At 70.9% G+C, this 17,023-nt stretch carries 16 protein-coding genes; 13 read left to right on the top strand and 3 right to left on the bottom strand.

The window, feature by feature from the left end; all coding sequences use genetic code 11:
* Positions 1-110: 110 nt before the first annotated feature.
* The 3 genes from hpt (at position 111) to folE (ending at position 3,652) form a co-directional block, all read left to right on the top strand.
* Positions 111-650 carry a hypoxanthine phosphoribosyltransferase gene (gene hpt, locus SNOUR_RS18265; protein ID WP_039641113.1) on the top strand — a complete coding sequence of 180 codons (540 nt, stop codon included), beginning with the start codon at positions 111-113 and terminating at the stop codon, positions 648-650.
* A gap of 283 nt (positions 651-933) precedes the next feature.
* Positions 934-2,940 carry an ATP-dependent zinc metalloprotease FtsH gene (gene ftsH, locus SNOUR_RS18260; RefSeq protein WP_067348439.1) on the top strand — a complete coding sequence of 669 codons (2,007 nt, stop codon included), beginning with the start codon at positions 934-936 and terminating at the stop codon, positions 2,938-2,940.
* Positions 2,941-3,046: 106 nt separating this feature from the next.
* On the top strand, positions 3,047-3,652 hold the full coding sequence (gene folE / locus SNOUR_RS18255; protein ID WP_067348436.1) for a GTP cyclohydrolase I FolE: 606 nt from the start codon (positions 3,047-3,049) through the stop codon (positions 3,650-3,652).
* A gap of 142 nt (positions 3,653-3,794) precedes the next feature.
* Here folE and SNOUR_RS18250 read toward each other — a convergent pair whose 3' ends face one another.
* Complete coding sequence (locus SNOUR_RS18250) at positions 3,795-4,910, bottom strand: alpha/beta hydrolase (RefSeq protein ID WP_067348433.1); 1,116 nt, start codon at positions 4,908-4,910, stop codon at positions 3,795-3,797.
* Positions 4,911-5,050: 140 nt separating this feature from the next.
* On the opposite strand from SNOUR_RS18250, the gene SNOUR_RS18245 reads away from it, so the two are divergent.
* The 6 genes from SNOUR_RS18245 to SNOUR_RS18220 all read left to right on the top strand — a co-directional run bounded on the left by SNOUR_RS18245 (position 5,051) and on the right by SNOUR_RS18220 (position 10,506).
* Complete coding sequence (locus SNOUR_RS18245) at positions 5,051-6,892, top strand: phosphatidylglycerol lysyltransferase domain-containing protein (RefSeq protein ID WP_079142755.1); 1,842 nt, start codon at positions 5,051-5,053, stop codon at positions 6,890-6,892.
* A gap of 132 nt (positions 6,893-7,024) precedes the next feature.
* A complete protein-coding gene (folP, locus tag SNOUR_RS18240; RefSeq protein WP_067348430.1) occupies positions 7,025-7,948 on the top strand; it encodes a dihydropteroate synthase in 924 nt (307 codons plus the stop codon).
* 5 nt (positions 7,949-7,953) lie between these two features.
* Positions 7,954-8,436, top strand: a complete 483-nt coding sequence (locus SNOUR_RS18235; RefSeq protein ID WP_067348427.1) for a nuclear transport factor 2 family protein — start codon at positions 7,954-7,956, stop codon at positions 8,434-8,436.
* Positions 8,437-8,801: 365 nt separating this feature from the next.
* Positions 8,802-9,161, top strand: coding sequence for a dihydroneopterin aldolase (gene folB / locus SNOUR_RS18230; protein WP_067348425.1), 360 nt, complete (start codon positions 8,802-8,804; stop codon positions 9,159-9,161).
* A complete protein-coding gene (gene folK, locus SNOUR_RS18225; RefSeq protein WP_312632679.1) occupies positions 9,158-9,805 on the top strand; it encodes a 2-amino-4-hydroxy-6-hydroxymethyldihydropteridine diphosphokinase in 648 nt (215 codons plus the stop codon). The genes folB and folK overlap by 4 nt, the downstream gene beginning before the upstream one ends.
* Positions 9,806-10,017: 212 nt before the next feature.
* Positions 10,018-10,506 (top strand): DUF3180 domain-containing protein, encoded by a 489-nt coding sequence (locus SNOUR_RS18220; RefSeq protein WP_067348422.1) that lies wholly within the window; start codon positions 10,018-10,020, stop codon positions 10,504-10,506.
* Positions 10,507-10,572: 66 nt separating this feature from the next.
* Here the strand turns inward: SNOUR_RS18220 and SNOUR_RS18215 are convergent, their stop codons facing one another.
* Positions 10,573-11,742, bottom strand: a complete 1,170-nt coding sequence (locus SNOUR_RS18215; RefSeq protein WP_067348419.1) for an ABC transporter ATP-binding protein — start codon at positions 11,740-11,742, stop codon at positions 10,573-10,575.
* Between the two features lie 208 nt (positions 11,743-11,950).
* Here SNOUR_RS18215 and SNOUR_RS18210 point away from each other — a divergent pair, with 208 nt between their 5' ends.
* From SNOUR_RS18210 to SNOUR_RS18195, 4 genes are all read left to right on the top strand, one after another.
* Positions 11,951-12,679 (top strand): ABC transporter permease, encoded by a 729-nt coding sequence (locus SNOUR_RS18210; protein WP_067348416.1) that lies wholly within the window; start codon positions 11,951-11,953, stop codon positions 12,677-12,679.
* Between the two features lie 2 nt (positions 12,680-12,681).
* A complete protein-coding gene (locus SNOUR_RS18205) occupies positions 12,682-13,440 on the top strand; it encodes an ABC transporter permease (RefSeq protein ID WP_067358467.1) in 759 nt (252 codons plus the stop codon).
* A 24-nt stretch (positions 13,441-13,464) separates the two neighbouring features.
* A complete protein-coding gene (locus tag SNOUR_RS18200) occupies positions 13,465-14,439 on the top strand; it encodes an ABC transporter substrate-binding protein (protein WP_067348414.1) in 975 nt (324 codons plus the stop codon).
* Positions 14,440-14,503: 64 nt separating this feature from the next.
* Positions 14,504-15,697, top strand: coding sequence for a coiled-coil domain-containing protein (locus tag SNOUR_RS18195; RefSeq protein ID WP_067348412.1), 1,194 nt, complete (start codon positions 14,504-14,506; stop codon positions 15,695-15,697).
* Between the two features lie 142 nt (positions 15,698-15,839).
* Here the strand turns inward: SNOUR_RS18195 and SNOUR_RS18190 are convergent, their stop codons facing one another.
* Entirely contained in the window at positions 15,840-16,982 is a 1,143-nt protein-coding gene (locus SNOUR_RS18190; RefSeq protein WP_067348409.1) for an NADH-quinone oxidoreductase subunit D, read from the bottom strand.
* Positions 16,983-17,023: the final 41 nt, after the last annotated feature.

Below are 17,023 nucleotides of genomic sequence, written 5' to 3'. Positions count from 1 at the left end.
CAGAGATCGCGCCCTGCCTTGTGATCTCACGACCGGTTCCCGTTTCGTGAGCTCCACGACCGATCTGCACACGTAACCGAACGAGAGTGGCACGGGTGGACGACAAGGACATGGGCGCCGACCTTCAGTCGGTGCTCATCACTAAGGAAGAGATCGACGCCAAGCTGGCCGAGCTGGCTGCGAAGATCGACGCGGAGTACGCGGGCAAGGACCTGCTCATCGTCGGTGTCCTCAAGGGCGCGGTGATGGTGATGGCGGACCTGGCGCGTGCGCTGTCCAACCCCGTCACGATGGACTGGATGGCCGTGTCCTCCTACGGCGCGGGCACCCAGTCCTCCGGTGTGGTCCGCATCCTCAAGGACCTGGACACCGACATCAAGGGCAAGCACGTCCTGATCGTCGAGGACATCATCGACTCGGGTCTGACGCTGTCGTGGCTGCTGTCGAACCTCGGCTCGCGCGAGCCCGCCTCGCTGGAGGTCTGCACGCTGCTGCGCAAGCCGGACGCGGCCAAGGTCGCCATCGACGTGAAGTGGATCGGCTTCGACATCCCCAACGAATTCGTCGTGGGTTACGGCCTGGACTTCGCGGAGAAGTACCGCAACCTGCCGTTCGTCGGTACTCTCTCGCCCCACGTGTACGGCGGCTGAGAGCACCTCCGCGTCCCCCGGCCGCCGCGTCGGACGGGGACCCGGATGGCCCGTGTCGGGCGTCGGGAACCCTTCGGGGATTCCCGCCGTTGGAGCAGGGAGAGGGGAATCCCGGGCTTCATTGTTCCGCACCGGCACGGGCGCCGGGTGACAATGCTGGGGTACCGTCCGAAGGCAGTCGGTTTTCGGGCCAGTAATACACACCGTACGCACGACCAGCCCTCCAGAGGGCGTTGTGCCTCACTGTGGCAGGAGGGACGGGGCCTTAGGTGGCTCCGTGTGGATGGACGTGAAGCGATACTTCCGTGGGCCGGTCATGTGGATCGTGCTGGCCGTCCTCGCCGTGGTCGTGTTGATGCAGGTCGTCGGCTCGTCCGGCGGCTATAAGACGGTGGACACCGGTCAGGTCGTCAAGGCGATCGCTGACAACAAGGTGAAGTCCGCCGAGCTGACCACCGGCGACGAGAACAAGATCAAGATCGAGCTGTCGGGCGACAACAAGATCGCCGGCTCCAACAAGATTCAGGCCAGCTACATCGGCGACCAGGGCGTTGACCTGGCGAAGAACCTGCAGGCCAAGTACCAGACGGGTGAGATCAAGGACGGCTACACCGTCTCCCCGTCGAAGCAGAACCCGTTCGTCAGCGTGATCATCACGCTGCTCCCCTTCATCCTCATCCCGGTCATCTTCCTGATCCTGATGAACCAGATGCAGGGCGGCGGGTCCAGGGTGATGAACTTCGGCAAGTCGAAGGCGAAGCTGATCACCAAGGACACCCCCAAGACGACCTTCGCGGACGTCGCGGGTGCCGACGAGGCCGTCGAGGAGCTCCACGAGATCAAGGAGTTCCTCCAGGAGCCGGCGAAGTTCCAGGCCGTCGGCGCCAAGATCCCCAAGGGCGTGCTGCTGTACGGCCCGCCCGGTACGGGCAAGACGCTGCTCGCGCGCGCCGTCGCGGGCGAGGCCGGCGTCCCGTTCTACTCGATCTCCGGCTCCGACTTCGTCGAGATGTTCGTCGGTGTCGGTGCCTCCCGGGTCCGTGACCTCTTCGAGCAGGCCAAGGCGAACGCCCCGGCGATCGTCTTCGTCGACGAGATCGACGCCGTCGGCCGGCACCGCGGTGCGGGTCTCGGCGGTGGCCACGACGAGCGCGAGCAGACCCTCAACCAGCTCCTCGTCGAGATGGACGGCTTCGACGTGAAGGGCGGCGTGATCCTGATCGCCGCCACCAACCGCCCGGACATCCTCGACCCGGCGCTGCTGCGCCCCGGCCGTTTCGACCGGCAGATCGCCGTCGACCGTCCGGACCTGCAGGGCCGGCTGGAGATCCTCAAGGTCCACCAGAAGGGCAAGCCGGTCGCGCCGGACGTCGACCTCTCGGCCGTCGCCAAGCGCACCCCCGGCTTCACCGGTGCCGATCTGTCCAACGTCCTGAACGAGGCCGCCCTGCTGACGGCCCGCAGCGACAAGAAGCTGATCGACAACCACTTCCTGGACGAGGCGATCGACCGCGTCGTGGCCGGTCCGCAGAAGCGGACCCGGATCATGTCCGAGAAGGAGAAGAAGATCACCGCGTACCACGAGGGCGGGCACGCCCTGGTCGCGGCGGCTTCGCCGAACTCCGACCCGGTCCACAAGATCACGATCCTGTCCCGCGGTCGGGCTCTGGGCTACACCATGGTCCTGCCCGACGAGGACAAGTACTCCACCACCCGTAACGAGATGCTCGACCAGCTGGCGTACATGCTGGGCGGGCGTGCGGCGGAGGAGCTGGTCTTCCACGACCCGACCACCGGTGCCGCCAACGACATCGAGAAGGCGACCGCCACCGCCCGCGCGATGGTCACGCAGTACGGCATGACCGAGCGGCTCGGCGCGATCAAGTTCGGCACGGACAACTCCGAGCCGTTCCTGGGTCGTGAGATGGCGCACCAGCGCGACTACTCCGAGGAGGTCGCCGCGCTGGTCGACGAGGAGGTCAAGAAGCTCATCGAGACCGCGCACAACGAGGCGTGGGAGATCCTGGTCGAGAACCGCGACGTGCTCGACAACCTCGTTCTGGAGCTCCTGGAGAAGGAGACCCTGAACAAGGAGCAGATCGCCGAGGTCTTCAAGCACATCGTGAAGCGCCCGGCCCGCCCGGCGTGGACCGGCTCCTCGCGCCGTACGCCCTCGACCCGTCCGCCGGTGCTGACGCCCAAGGAGCTGGCCCCGGCCAACGGCTCCGCGGCACCGTCGGTCTCCATGGAGAAGACGGACACGTCCGAGGAACCGCGCTCGGAGAGCTGAGCCAGGGGGCCCAGGGCCCCGGAATACGCGCCGCGCCCCCCAAGGTTTTAGCCTGGGGGGCGCGGCTTTCCGCGTTTCGAGCGGGCCCAGAAGGAACGAGGCACCAATGACGGACCCTGTGACGCTGGACGTCGAGGGCGCGATCGGCACGTTTGACGAGAAGCGCGCCGAGAACGCCGTGCGCGAGCTGCTCATCGCGGTGGGCGAGGACCCGGACCGCGAGGGCCTGCTTCAGACGCCCGCGCGGGTGGCGCGGGCGTACAAGGAGCTCTTCGCCGGACTGTGGCAGAAGCCCGAAGACGTGCTGACCACCACCTTCGACCTCGGTCATGACGAAATGGTGCTGGTCAAGGACATCGAGGTGGTCTCGAACTGCGAGCACCACCTGGTGCCGTTCGTCGGCGTGGCCCACGTCGGCTACATCCCGTCCACCGACGGCAAGATCACCGGGCTGTCCAAGCTGGCCCGGTTGGTCGACGTGTTCGCCCGGCGCCCCCAGGTGCAGGAGCGGCTGACCACCCAGATCGCCGAATCGCTGATGCAGATCCTGGAGCCGCGCGGGGTGATCGTGGTCATCGAGTGCGAGCACATGTGCATGACCATGCGCGGGGTGCGCAAGCCGGGGGCGAAGACGACGACCTCCGCGGTGCGCGGGCAGCTGCGCGATCCCGCGACGCGGGCCGAGGCGATGAGCCTGATACTGGCCCGCTGAGGCCGGGAGGCCGGGAAGAGACGGGAAGGCGGTCGTCGGCGCCCTGTGCGGGGTGCCACGGCCCGTAACGAGGAGCGGCCCGGGGTCCGCGGCGGTATCGCCGGGACCCCGGGCCGCTGTGCCGGGTCGCCGAGGGGCCTGGTCAGGCCCTCAGGTGGCCGCCCATCCACTCCAGCGCGGCGGGGATCTCGCGGCGCCAGGTGTTGAAGTTGTGGCCGCCGCTGTCCAGGATGATCGACGCGACCTTGGACGGCGACTTGGTGCCCTCGATGAACTTCAGGGTGGGCTTGTAGTTGCTCTCGCCGTGCTTGCTGCTGGTGACCAGCAGGTTCACCGGGGGAGCGGGCATGTGCTTCTGCCGCCAGTGCAGGTCGTTCTCCCGCTCCAGCTGCTTGCTCCCGCCGAACAGGGCGCCGGTGGTGGCGTCGATCGGCGCCTTGTAGTCACCGGAGAGGGAGACCGCGGTGGAGTACGACTGCGGGTTGCGCATGGTCAGCTTCAGCGCGCAGTAGCCGCCGGTGGAGTCGCCCATGATGCCCCAGCTCTCGGCGTCCTTGCCGACGCGGTACTGGCCGCTGATGTCGTGCCGCAGGTCGTGGGCGAAGAACGTCTCGGTCTGGGGGCCGTTGGGTATGTCCACGCACTCGGTGTCACGGGGCGGGGCGACCGTCGGGCGCATCATCACCAGGACGGTGGGCTGGATGCGGTTGTTCTGGAGCAGGTCGTACTGGGTCTGCGGGTAGTGCAGCTTCTTGTAGAGCGCCTCGGCGGTGCCGGGGTAGCCGGTCAGGACCACCGCCGCGGGGAACTTCTTGTGCGCGTACTTCTTCTGGAAGTACTGCGGCGGCAGGTAGACGTACGCCGGGCTGGCGATCTTGGACTTCTCGCCGCGGATCAGGACCTTGTCCAGCCGGCCGGCGGACGTCGGGACCGAGGCGCCCTGGATGCTCAGGCGCTCGGTGCCCAGCATCTTGAGGTTGGTGCCGTTCGGGCCGGACTTGTAGTTGGTGACCACGCCCGGTTCCTGCTCCTGGCCGAAGAGGTCGGCCCAGGAGGCGTAGAAGCCGAAGGTGTTGTTGGCGAACAGGCCGATCGCCGCGAAGAGCGAGAGCTGGGTGGCGAAGAGCAGGCCGATGCGGCCGAGCACGGCGCGCCAGTTGCCCTTGGAGAGCCGCGGCCAGAGCCAGATCGTGAGAACGAACAGTGCCACCGCGACGAGTACGGCGAGCAGCAACACTTTCTTGCTGGTGAGACCCATGTGGTGCTTTCTTCCGGGCGGCCGGGCCATCCGGACCGCAAGTGGAACCCCGAGCCCTGAGACGCCGTCATACAGGGCGCAAAAGTCCAGATGCTGCGACTAGGCTCGCACGTTCTCTCGACCGGGGCGACGGGAAAGTGATGTCTGACAGGCTAGATGGGGAAAAGTCGGAGAAGGTTGCGTGGTCTGCGCCACGCTGGCTCCGCGGCCCGCGGCCGGCGGCTGTACCCGGGCTGATCGGCACGGCAGGCGCGGTGGTCGGCCTGCTCAATCTCACATCCGGACTCTTCCCGCGCTTCCGGCACAGCCGGGTGCACGCGGTGGCCGAGGTGCTGCCGGGCGCGGTGAGCCCGCTGGCGGCCTCCGCCTCGCTCGTCGTCGGGATCCTGCTGCTGCTCCTGGCCCACGGGCTCAAGCGGCGCAAGCGGCGGGCCTGGGTGGCGGCGGTGGCGCTGCTGCCGGTGGGGATCGCCGCCCAGGTGGTGTACCGGCACTCGATCTTCGGGGCCGTGCTGTCGTTGCTGCTGCTGGGGTTCCTGATCCGGCACCGGCGGGAGTTCGCGGCGCTGCCGGACCCGCGCAGCCGCTGGCGGGCGGTGGCCAACTTCGTCGTCCTCGGTGGGGTCAGCTTCGCCCTCGGGATGGTGATCGTCAGCTCCCACCCGCACAAGATCGTCGGCTCGCCGTCGTTCGGCGCGCGCGCCGAGCACGTGCTGTGGGGGCTCTTCGGCTTCGAGGGGCCGGTCGCCTACACCCACGGCGTGGACTACACCGTGGGCTACTCGCTCGGTGCGCTGGGCCTGCTGACCGTGGCCACCACCGCGTACCTCGCCTTCCGGCCCGAGCACCCCGCGGCCCGGCTGACGGACGAGGACGAGCAGCGGCTGCGGGAGCTGCTGGCCAAGCACGGCGGCCGGGACTCGCTGGGCTACTTCGCGCTGCGCCGGGACAAGGGCGTGGTGTTCTCGCCGTCCGGCAAGGCCGCGGTCTGCTACCGGGTGATCTCCGGGGTGATGCTCGCCAGCGGCGACCCGATAGGGGACGTCGAGGCGTGGCCGGGCGCCATCGAGCGCTTCATGGAGGAGGCGCGGGCGCACTCCTGGACCCCCGCGGTCACCGGGTGCAGCGAGACCGGCGGCCAGGTATGGACCCGGGAGACCGGGATGGACGCGTTGGAGCTGGGCGACGAGGCGATCGTGGACGTCGCCGACTTCACCCTGTCCGGCCGGTCGATGCGCAATGTGCGGCAGATGGTCAAGCGGATCGAGCGGAACGGCTACGAGACCCGGGTGCGGCGGGTGCGCGACCTGGAGCCGGAGGAGCTGGCCCGCGTCCAGAAGGCGGCGGACGCCTGGCGGGACACCGACACCGAGCGCGGCTTCTCCATGGCGCTGGGGCGGATCGACGCGGTGGCCGACGGCGACGCGGTGATCGCCACCGCGCACCAGGCGCCGGCCGAGGGCGAGGAGCCGGGCCCGTTCGGGGACCTGAAGGCGATGCAGCACTTCGTCCCGTGGGGCGGCGACGGGATCTCGTTGGAGCTGATGCGGCGGGACCGCAGCGCGGACCCGGGGATGAACGAGCTGCTGATCGTCGCGGCGCTGCAGGCGGCGCCGGAGCTGCGGATCAAGCAGGTGTCGCTGAACTTCGCGGTGTTCCGCTCGTCCCTGGAGCGCGGCGAGAAGCTGGGCGCGGGGCCGGTGCTGCGGGTCTGGCGGGGCATGTTGATCTTCCTGTCCCGCTGGTACCAGATCGAGTCGCTGTACAAGTTCAACGACAAGTTCCAGCCGCGCTGGGAGCCGCGGTTCGTGGTGTTCCGCAACAGCCGGGACATCCCGCGGATCGGCCTGGCGACGCTCCAGGCCGAGGGGTATCTGGAGCTGCCGCGGGTGCTGCGCCGCCGGAAGGCCGCCGAGCCGCGGCCCTGCGCGCACCTGGAGGAGTCGGTGCTGGCGGCCGGGACGCTGGAGAAGGTCGCCTAGTCCGCGTCCGCAACCGCGACGATCGGGCCGTTCGGGCGCCCCGCAGGGGGTGCGCGGGCGGCCCGTCGGACGTCGGCCGCGCAGGTCGGCGGGGGCAATCCGGCCGGTCGGCACACGGCCTACGCTGGTGCCATGAGTACCTTGCGCGGCCGGGTGGCCGGACTGCCGGACTGGGACCGCTGCGCGGTGATGGGCGTCGTGAATGTGACGCCCGATTCGTTCTCCGACGGCGGCGAGTGGTTCGACACCGAGCTCGCCGTCAAACACGGTCTGGACCTGGTGGCCCAGGGCGCCGACATAGTGGACGTCGGCGGCGAGTCGACGCGCCCCGGCGCGGCCCGGGTGGACGAGGCCGAGGAGCTGCGCCGGGTCGTCCCGGTGGTCCGGGAACTGGCCTCGGCGGGCGTCGTGGTCTCCGTCGACACCATGCGCGCCGCGGTGGCCGAGCAGGCCGTGGAGGCCGGCGCGTGGCTGGTCAACGACGTCAGCGGCGGGCTGGCCGACCCGGCGATGGTGCCGGTGGTCGCCGCCCACCACGTCCCGTTCGTGGTGATGCACTGGCGGGGCCAGTCGATCGACATGAACAACCGGGCGGTCTACGCGGACGTCGTCGGCGAGGTGGTCGACGAGCTGGCGGCGAGCGTGGAGCGCGCGGTCGCCGGCGGGGTGGACCCGGAGCGGATCGTCATCGATCCCGGGCTGGGCTTCGCCAAGGAGGCCGGGCACGACCTGGCGCTGGTCGCCCAGCTGAACCGGCTGCGGGCGCTTGGCCGACCGCTGCTGGTGGCCGCTTCGAGGAAACGGTTCCTGGGCAGGGTGCTGGCAGGCGGCGAGGGTGCCGCTCCACCGCCGGCCCGGGAGCGGGACGCCGCGACGGCGGCGGTGTCGGCGATCGTGGCGCGAGAGGGGGCCTGGGCGGTGCGGGTGCATGAGGTCAGGGCGAGCGCGGACGCGGTGCGGGTGGCCCGCGCCGTCGAGGGCGCGGTGGCCGGGAGCGCCGGGGCGTCCGGTGCGGGCCGGGTGAGCGGTACGGCGACGACGACGGGGACGAAGTGAGCGGCTTGGGCCCACGGACGGACATCGAGCTGGTCGAGCAGGCGAACACCGCGCTGTACGAGACCATCGAGCGCGGCGACCACGAGGCGTTGTCCGAGTTGTGGTTGGACGGTCAGGTGAGCGTGGTGCACCCGGGGTGGCCGGTGTTGCGCGGGCGCGGGGAGGTGCTCCGCTCGTACGCGCTGATCATGGCGAACACCGAGTACATCCAGTTCTTCCTGACCGATGTGGAGATCGACGTCATAGGCGACACCGCGCTGGTGACCTGTACGGAGAACATCCTCAGCGGGGGGCCCGCCGAGGACGACGGCTCGGTGGGGCCGCTGATCGGCCAGTTGGTCGTGGCGACCAATGTCTTCAAACGGACCGAGGACGGCTGGCGGGTCTGGTCGCACCACGGCTCGCCGGTGCTCGCGGACCGCGAGGACGACGAAGGGGACGACGACGCGGACGAGGACGAGGAGAGCGGACCCGCCGGCCGGTTGTAGTCCCACTCCGCGGACATGTGAGTGGCTTCACAAGCGTGCCCGTCCCGGGGGAGTGCGCCGGCGTGCCCGGCGTCAGCGGCCCGGGCGGGGCGCACCCGTTCGAGCCAAGCGCGGCATGGGTAGGGGTGGGGCGGGTGTGCGCGGGTAAGAGGCCGCGCGGGCGATCTCCCGTGCTCTGCGAGGCTGTCTGCGCGACGCGGCCTAGCAGCGGAACGGGGCCTTGTCCATAGCCCCCATGGGCGAGCGCTGTCGGTGCTCGCAGGTAGATTCGAATGGGGCAGCGTCGCCGGCCGACTCTGGCGCCTGCCCGAATCCGACGAACAAATGGCGCCAAGGGTGCCGCCGGACCAGTGGGAGTGATTCGCGTGGATCGTGTCGCGCTGAGTGGGCTGAAGGCCAGAGGCCACCACGGGGTGTTCCCCCGGGAGCGCGAGGAAGGCCAGACCTTCATCGTCGACCTGGTCCTCGGCCTGGACACCCGCCCGGCGGCGGCCTCCGACGATCTCGCGAAGACCGTCCACTACGGCATCGTCGCCGAGGAGGTGGTGGCCGTCGTCGAAGGCGAGCCCGTCGACCTCATCGAGACCCTGGCGGAGCGCATCGCCGACCAGTGCCTGAAGCACGAGGGGGTGCAGGAGGTGGAAGTGGTGGTCCACAAGCCGGACGCACCGATCACCGTCCCCTTCGATGACGTGACCATCACCATCACTCGGAGCCGAGTATGAAAACCACCCAGCAGCCGGCCCCCGCCACCCCCTCCCGCTCCTCCCACGTCAACCCCGTCAACGACCCGACCGTCCAGCCGGTCCCCGCTTCCGTGGTGGAGCAGGTGGACGCGGCGGACGTCACGCTCTCCAACCCCAAGCGCGCGGTGATCTCGCTGGGGAGCAACCTCGGCAACCGCCTGGAGACCCTCCAGGGCGCCGTCGACGCGCTGGAGGACACCCCCGGTGTCCGGGTCAAGGCGGTCTCCCCGGTGTACGAGACCGAGCCGTGGGGTGTCGCCCCCGACTCGCAGCCCTCGTATTTCAACGCCGTGGTGCTGATCAAGACGACGCTGCCGCCGGAGTCCCTGCTGGAGCGCGGGCACGCCATCGAGGAAGCCTTCGAGCGGGTGCGGGACGAGCGCTGGGGCCCGCGCACCATCGACGTGGACATCCTCGCCTACCAGGACGTGGTCTCCGACGACCCGCGGCTGACGCTGCCGCACCCGCGCGCCCACGAGCGGGCTTTCGTCCTGGTGCCGTGGTACGACATCGACCCGGAGGCGGAGGTTCCGGGGCGCGGCGCGGTGGCCGCCCTGCTGTCGGGGGTCGGCGCCGAGGGTGTGAACCTCCGGGCGGACCTGGAACTGCGGCTGCCCGAGTAGTCGTTAGGGTTGCGGGCCGGTCGCGTACGGTGGCGATGCGTTCGGGACGCCGGGTGCGCTGATGTACTGGCGTATGGACGTCGGCGGTGGCGCGCTCGCGCGTACGCAGGCGGCCGGACGGATACGGCGGCCGCACCGGTGGGTGCGGCCATGAGAGCGGACTCGGTCATCGCGGCAGGGATGACCGGGACGGTGCGAGGGGCGATCGCGCGGTGAAGCAGCTACGGATCAAGGTCCTGGTCGGGCTGTTCCTGGTGGTGGGGATCCTGGCCTGGGCGGGCGCCCGGTTGTGGGACTCGTTCGGGACCCTTCCCAGCGTGCCGGTGGCGGCGCCGATCGTGTTGGCGCTGATCGCCGCGGTGCTGGCGGGCACGGCCTTCTCGCTGCGGTCCCGGCTGCGGGCGCAGCGCGAGCGGCGGCCCGGGGCGAAGGGCGTCGAACCGCTGGTGGCCGCCCGGGCGGTGGTCTTCGGCCAGGCGAGCGCCCTGGTGGCGTCGCTGGTCGCCGGTTTGTACGGCGGCGTCGGGGCCTTCCTGTTGACGTCGGGGGTGGACGACGCGCGCAGCAGCCAGGCGGTGTACGCCGGGCTCTCGGTGGTCGCCGGGGCCGGCGTGATCGCCGCGGCGATCTTCTTGGAACGGGTCTGCAAGCTGCCCGAGGGCGAGGACGGCGACGACGGCCCCGGCGCGACGCGGGCCTGACCGCGACGCCGACGTGACGGGAGCCCCGGCCGGACCGACGCGGTCCGACCGGGGCCCCCGTGCGCTTCAGGCCCGCGGGACGGTGTCCAGGCCGACCTCGTCGCGCGGGAGGTCGGCGGCGTCCGCGGTGGTGGCGCGGCGCAGTGCGCCGTGCAGGGCGCCGGGCGTGAGGACGCCCCGGTAGCGGTCGCCGTCGAGGACCGCGAGCCAGCCCGCGTCGTGCTGGAGCAGCGTGCTCAGCGCCTGCCGGAGCGGGGTGCCGAGCGGCACCGCGGCGGTCATCGGGCGGGCCAGATCGCGGACGCCGGCGGTGCGGTCCGCGGCGGGGCCGGTGAGCGCGTCGGCCGCCACCCAGCCGTAGGGCGATCCGTCGGTGTCCAGGACGACGGCCCAGGGGGCGTCGGCGGCGGAGAGCGCGTCGGCGGCCCGGGAGGCCGGGTCGTCCAGGCGGACCACCGGCGGCTCGTCGAGGTCGGCGGCCTCGACGGGGGTGACCGCGAGCCGCTTCAGACCCCGGTCGGCGCCCACGAACTCGGCGGTGTACGGGGTCGCCGGGGCGCCCAGGACCGTCGCCGGGGTGTCCAGCTGCTCGATCCGTCCGGCGCCGTAGACGGCGATGCGGTCGCCGAGCCGGACCGCCTCCTCGATGTCGTGGGTGACGAAGAGCACCGTCTTGTGGAGCGTGGACTGGAGCCGCAGGAACTCGTTCTGGAGGTGCTCGCGGACGACCGGGTCGACCGCGCCGAAGGGCTCGTCCATCAGCAGCACGGGTGGGTCGGCGGCGAGCGCGCGGGCCACGCCCACGCGCTGCCGCTGGCCGCCGGAGAGCTGGTCGGGGTAGCGGTCGCCGTAGACGGACGGGTCCAGGCCGACCAGGTCCAGGAGTTCGGCGGCGCGGGCCCGGGCCGCTTTGCGCGGCCGGCCGAGGAGGTGGGGGACGGTGGCGGTGTTGTCCAGGACGGTCTTGTGGGGGAAGAGCCCGACCTGCTGGATGACGTAGCCGATGTGGCGGCGGAGTTCGACCGGGTCGGCGTCGGCGATGTCCTCGCCGTCGAGGAGGATCCGGCCGTCGGTGGGTTCGATGAGCCGGTTCACCATCTTCATCGTGGTCGTCTTGCCACAGCCCGAGGGGCCTACGAGGGTGATGAGTTCACCCTTGGCGACCTCGAAGGAGAGGTCGTCGACGGCCGTGGTGCCGTCGGCGTAGCGCTTGGTGACGTGCTCGAAGCGGATCATGAATTCCCCCTGTGTGGACGGGCCCCATTGTGTACGCGTCGTGCGTGGGTGGCATGAACGCGATGTTGCGAGTGGAGGGTGGGCCGAGGCGATTGTCAGTGGTGGGGGTTAGGGTCGCAGACAGTCACCACGGTATCGGCGAGCGGGGGAGGTGACGGCGGTGGAGGCACCGGTGCGCGCGACGGAAGTTCTGACGGGCAGTCGGTTCATGGCGCAGGGCGGCGGGCCCGGCTGCCTGGAGCGGAACGACTGGATATGCGGGGAGTACCTCCGCACCCGGAGCCAGGAGTTGTTGGACGCCACGCTCCAGCACGTCGGCATCACGGTGGTGTCGGTGCTCCTCGGGCTGCTGGTCGCCTTTCCGCTGGCGCTGCTGGCGCGGCACCGGCGGGGCGTCGCGGGTCCGGTCCTGGGGCTGACGACGGTGTTGTACACCGTGCCGTCGCTGGCGATGTTCGCGCTGCTGACGCCGGTCTTCGGGGTGTCGCCGTCGGTCGTCGTCACGGGCCTGGTGCTGTATTCGCTGACGATCCTGGTGCGCAACATCCTCGCGGGGCTGGACGGGGTGCCCGCCGAGGTGCGGGAGGCCGCCCGCGGGATGGGGTACGGGTCCGCCCGGCTGCTGTTCGAGGTGGAACTCCCCCTCGCGCTGCCCGCGTTGGTGGCCGGTGTGCGGATCGCCACGGTCTCGACGGTGGCGATGACGACGATCGGCTCGGTCGTCGGCTACGGCGGGCTGGGCAATCTCATAGCCAGCGGCATGGAGGGCTTCTTCAAGGCGGAGGTGCTGACCGCGTCGGTGCTGTGCGTGCTGCTGGCGCTGGTGGCGGATCTGCTCCTGCTCGGGCTGCAGCGGCTGCTGACGCCGTGGACGCGGCCCCGCTCCGGAGGCCGCCGGGTGCGCCGCGGGGCGGCCGTGGCGAAGGCGGTGGGGTGAGCGTGGACGCGATCACGGGGGCCTGGCAGTGGCTGGGCACGGCCGCCAACTGGGCCGGTGAGAAGGGCGTGTGGCACCGCCTCGGCGAGCACCTCTGGCTGAGCGGGCTGTGCCTGCTGCTGTCCTGTCTGATCGCACTGCCGCTGGCGCTGTGGCTCGGGCACATCGGCAAGGGCGGGACGCTGGCGGTCAACGTCTCCAACGTGGGGCGCGCGGTGCCGACCTTCGCGGTGCTGGTGCTGCTGACGCTGAGCCCGTTGGGGAAGCACGGCGACTGGCCGACGATCATCGCGCTGGTGCTGTTCGCGGTGCCGCCGCTGCTGACCAACGTCTATCTGGGCATCCGCGAGGCGGACCGCGACGTGGTCGAGGCGGCGCGCGGGATGGGCATGTCGGGTCCGCAGCTGCTGCGGCGGGTGGAGATACCCCTCGCCTACCCGCTGATCATGACGGGCCTGCGCTCGGCCGCGGTCCAGGTGGTGGCCACCGCGACGCTGGCCGCGCTGGCCGGCGGAGGGGGCCTGGGCCGGATCATCACCGCCGGCTTCGGCAACTACGACACCGCGCAGGTGGTCGCCGGTGCGGTGCTGGTGGCGCTGCTGGCCCTGGTGGTGGAGGGGGCGCTGGTGCTGCTGGACCGGGCCTGCGACCCGATGCGCGGACGGCGGCGCGGGCAGCGCAAGAGGGGCCGGGGCCCGGTCGAGGAACTCCCGCCCGCCGCGGCCCCGACCCGAGACGTCTCAACCGGTCAACCGACCTGATCCGAACGGACGGAGTGGAATTCCATGAGCAGCACAGCACGCACGACCCGCACGGCGCGTACCGCGCTCGCCGCGGGGACGGTGGTGGCGCTGGCGGCCGGGCTGGCCGCGTGCGGCGGGCAGAGCCTGGAGGAGAAGGGCGGCCAGGGCAAGGGCGGCGGGAAGGGCGAGATCGTCATCGGCTCGGCGGGTTTCACCGAGTCGAAGGTGCTCGCCGAGATCTATTCGCGGGTCCTCGCCGATGCCGGTTACCGCCCGCGGGTTCAGACGCTGACCAATCGTGAGCTGTATGAACCGGCCCTTGAGAAGGGCCAGATCGATGTCGTTCCGGAATATGCCTCCACGCTTGCGGAATTCCTCAACGCGAAGAAGAACGGCGCCAAGGCGAAGCCGGTGGCGTCCAGCGACATCGGCACGACGGTGGCGGAGCTGAAGAAGCTGGCCGAGCCGCGCGGACTGAAGGTGCTGCCGGCGGGCGCGGCCACCGACCAGAACGCGTTCGCGGTGACCAAGGAATTCGCCGCCCAGCACACGCTCAAGACGCTCTCCGACCTGGGCCGTTCCCAGCAGAAGATCAAACTCGCCGCGGGGGAGGAGTGCGAGACCCGGGTCTTCTGCAAGCCCGGCCTGGAGAAGACCTACGGCATCACCGTCGAGGGCATCGACCCCAAGGGCGTGGGGACCCCCCAGGCCAAGCAGGCCGTCAAGGACGGCACCGATCAGCTCGTGCTCACCACGACCACGGACGCCACTCTCGACAACTTCGGTCTGGTGCTTCTCCAGGACGACAAGAAGCTGCAGAACGCCGACAATGTCCTGCCGGTGCTGAATGCCAAGAGCGCCGGTGACAAGGAGATCGAGACCGCCCTCAACAAGATCACGAACGTGCTCACCACCGAGGACTTGATCAACTTGAACCGCAAGGTCGACGCCGAGCGTTTGAAGCCCGCCGATGTCGCGCAGGCATATTTGGAGTCCAAGGGGTTGGTCAAGAAGTAACCAGCGGGGAACGGATCCGTAGGCGAGGCCCCATAGGTCTCGAACGCACGGTAAGTTTCTGGCCATGCCACGAGGACGCCACCGCCATTCCCCACCCCTCCACCGGCTGCTTCCTCCGTCGACGGTCGCCGGTGCGTCAATTGCCTGCGCCACGGGCGCCTGGTTCGTCGGCGACGACCTCGTGCAACGGGTGCTCGCCGCCGGTGCCGCGGCCGCCGCGGTCACCGGTGCGGTCCTGCTGCGCTCATGGGACCGCAAGGCCGGTAAGCGGGTCGCCGAGCTGACGCGCGCCCGGGCGCGCGACGAGTGGCGCACCGAGGAGCGGGTCGCGGAGCTGGAGACGGACGTCGAGGAGGCGCGCGAGATCCGCGCCGGCCTGGACGCCAAGCTCCGCGCCAAGCGCGCCGAACTCGCCCGGTTGCGCAGCGAGCACGCCGCGCTGCTGCGCCGCTACGCCACCGCCGAGACCGAGCGGGCCAGCGCCCTGGAGGGCCGCCGACTGCTCGCCATCGAGGCCGGGCAGCCGTCCTCCGGCGGCGAACTCGTCCCGGCCCGGCGCGAGCCGGCGACCGGCGGCGGTCGCCCGGTGCCGGCCGCCCGGGACGCGGACGGCGCGGCCTCGGCCCGTCCGGCCGCCACGTTCGCGGAGGCGGACCGGGCGCTGCGCGAGCTGGCCCGCAACGCCGCCCGGCAGCGCGCCGCCGCAGAGCACGCCGGCCAGGACGGCGGCAGCGCCGAGGGGAAGCCCGAGGCGACCGACCAGGGGAAGACCGGGGCGGCGGCCGCGCAGGGGGTGGGCGGACCGGCGCTCCGCCCGGTGCCGGCCGCCGCCGCCATCGCCCCGACCCGCCCGCCCGTGCCCCGCACGCTGGGCGGCTTCGACTTCTTCGGCAACACCACCGTGCCGCGCCAGCAGTTGACCGCGCCGCTGGAGGAGGACCTGGCGGACGTCGTCGGCGACGAGGCGGTCGCCGAGCAGTCGGCGCGGGCTCAGGCGCGTGCGGCGCTTCCGCAGGCCGCCGGTGGGACCACCACCGCGGCGCACACGGAGCCTGACGCCACGGAGTCCGACGCCACGGAGCCGGCGGCCGCGGAACACGACACCGCGGCCGACGGCGAGGCGTCCGGCGAGGAGGCACCCGGCAAGACGGTCGTCGACGGGGAGACCACGCACGGCGCCGGCGAGGTCATCGACCTGACCGCGCACGACGAGACCGAGCAGCTCGATCTCGCCGAACTGCGCAGCGCCATCTCCTGAGCGCCGGAAGGCGGCAGAACGCACCGAGCGGCGGGGAGTTCGTCCACAGCCTGTGGACGGGCTCCCCGCCGCCGTGTCGTACGGGGGCGACCGCCGCGGGCCGTCGTGCGCCGGCGACGCGTCGAGGCCCCCGGCGGTCCGGCTACTTGTCGATGTCCCCGACCACGAAGAACATCGACCCCAGGATGGCGACCATGTCGGCGATCAGGGTCCCCGGCAACAGCTCCGTCAGCGCCTGGATGTTGTTGTACGACGCGGAGCGCAACTTCAGGCGGTAGGGGGTCTTCTCGCCCTTGGAGACCAGGTAGTAGCCGTTGATGCCGAGCGGGTTCTCGGTCCAGGCGTAGGTCGCGCCCTCGGGGGCCTTGAGGACCTTGGGCAGACGCTGGTTGATCGGACCGGGCGGCAGCTCCGCGATCCGGTCCAGGCAGGCGTCGGCCAGGTCGAGGGAGTTGTGGGTCTGCTCCAGCAGGCACTCGAAGCGGGCCAGGCAGTCGCCCTCCTCCTTGGTGACGACCCTGAGCGTGGACTGCAGCTCCCCGTAGGCGAGGTACGGCTCGTCGCGCCGCAGGTCGAAGTCGACGCCGGACGCGCGGGCGATCGGCCCGGAGACACCATAGGCGTGCACCGTCTCACGGGTCAGCACGCCGACGCCGCGGGTGCGACCGCGGAAGATCTCGTTGCCCAGCACCAGGTCGTCGAAGACGCCCATACGGGAGCGGACGTCGGCGACGGCCTGCCGGGCCCGGCCGAGCCAGCCGGCGGGCAGGTCCTCCTTGAGGCCGCCGACCCGGTTGAACATGTAGTGCATCCGGCCGCCGGAGATCTCCTCCATGACGGTCTGCAGCTCCTCGCGCTCCCGGAACGCGTAGAAGACGGGGGTGATGCCGCCGAGCTCCAGCGGGTACGAGCCGAGGAACATCAGGTGGTTCAGGACGCGGTTCAGCTCGGCGAGCAGCGTGCGGGTCCACACCGCGCGTTCGGGGACCTCCATGCCGAGCATCCGCTCGACGCCGAGCACCACGCCCAGCTCGTTGGAGAACGCCGACAGCCAGTCGTGGCGGTTGGCGAGCATGATGATCTGGCGGTAGTCGCGGGCCTCGAAGAGCTTCTCGGCGCCGCGGTGCATGTAGCCGATCACCGGCTCGGCGTGCCGGATGCGCTCGCCGTCCAGGACGAGGCGCAGCCGCAGCACGCCGTGCGTGGAGGGGTGCTGCGGGCCGATGTTCAGCACCATGTCGGTGCTCTCCGCCGCGCCGCCGATGCCGACCGTCGTCTCCGTCATGGGGACAGTGTCGCAGGGCGGGGCGAAGCGGAGCTGGGTGG

Origin of the sequence: Streptomyces noursei ATCC 11455 (assembly GCF_001704275.1) — a bacterium.
In the GTDB taxonomy this organism is placed as follows: domain Bacteria; phylum Actinomycetota; class Actinomycetes; order Streptomycetales; family Streptomycetaceae; genus Streptomyces; species Streptomyces noursei.
This window is presented reverse-complemented; position numbering and strand designations above follow the sequence as displayed.